2 protein-coding genes are annotated in these 950 nt (G+C 68.3%); one reads left to right on the top strand and one right to left on the bottom strand.

Annotated features, from left to right (window positions below; genetic code table 11):
* The first annotated feature begins 29 nt into the window (after positions 1 to 29).
* Complete coding sequence (locus tag ACYVMZ_RS39355) at positions 30 to 692, top strand: response regulator transcription factor (RefSeq protein WP_461088121.1); 663 nt, start codon at positions 30 to 32, stop codon at positions 690 to 692.
* Between the two features lie 47 nt (positions 693 to 739).
* On the opposite strand, the gene ACYVMZ_RS39350 is transcribed toward ACYVMZ_RS39355, so the two are convergent.
* On the bottom strand, positions 740 to 950 hold a 211-nt coding region (locus ACYVMZ_RS39350), incomplete at its 5' end, for a hypothetical protein (RefSeq protein WP_461088119.1).

The following is a 950-nucleotide window of genomic DNA, read 5'->3' as shown; positions in this document are numbered from 1 at the left end:
TGAACCTTCGGCTGGATAGACTGCCGCGCATGGGCCACGGAGTAATTCAGGTGTTGGTCGTCGACGACGAGCCAATGGTCTGTGCACATTTGCGCACGATTCTTGGATCCGCGGAGGATATCGAAGTCGTCGACGAGGCCCATGACGGAGCAGCCGCGGTAGAGGCGGTGATCCGGCACCGCCCCGATATCGTTCTGATGGATCTGCGGATGCCCGGTGTGGACGGTCTGGCCGCCATCGAGCGCATTTCCAAACTCGATCAGCCGCCGAAGGTCGTGGCGCTCACCACATTCGACGCCGACCAGTACGTGCTGCGGGCACTGCGCAGCGGGGCCAGCGGATTCCTGGTGAAGTCCACGCCCCCCGAGGACCTGATCGGACTCGTACGCGTCGCGGCCGACGGCCACACGATCCTCTCGCCGGTGGCCGCGCGCCGGCTGGTGGCAGCCTCCTCCGACGAGGAGGCCGCCCGGGAGCGGGCCAAGAACCTGGTGGGCAAGCTCACCGACCGGGAGACCGACGTCCTGACCTGTCTCGGCGAAGGTCTGTCGAACGCCCAGATCGCCTCGAAGCTGTTCCTCAGCGAGGCCACCGTCAAGGGCTACGTCTCACGCATGCTCGTCAAGCTGGAGTGCACCAACCGGACGCAGGCCGGTCTGCTCGCCTACGACGCCGGACTCGTCAGCCGCTGACCGGCCCGAGACGGCCGGCTGTCACCAGCTTCGGGACAACACACCACTCATCTGCCGGAGTTGGACCACCGCATCGGCGTTCGGCCCTGGACGCCGAAGGTGGGCCGCCGACGTGCGGAACCGTGTCCGCCGACGCGCTCCGGGCGTCCGGCCGACTCGACGCCGGCCGACTCGGAGCCGGCCGATTCGGCCGTCGCCCTCAGGTCAGTCAGGCCGGGCCGGCCGGGGCGGATCCACGTCGCCGTGGTGGGCACGTAG

The organism is Streptomyces deserti (assembly GCF_054782695.1).
This window is presented reverse-complemented; position numbering and strand designations above follow the sequence as displayed.

Coding starts and splice junctions, on each gene's coding strand:
- ACYVMZ_RS39355 (WP_461088121.1), top strand. CDS start 30: ATGGGCCACGGAGTAATTCAGGTGTTGGTCGTCGACGACGAGCCAATG.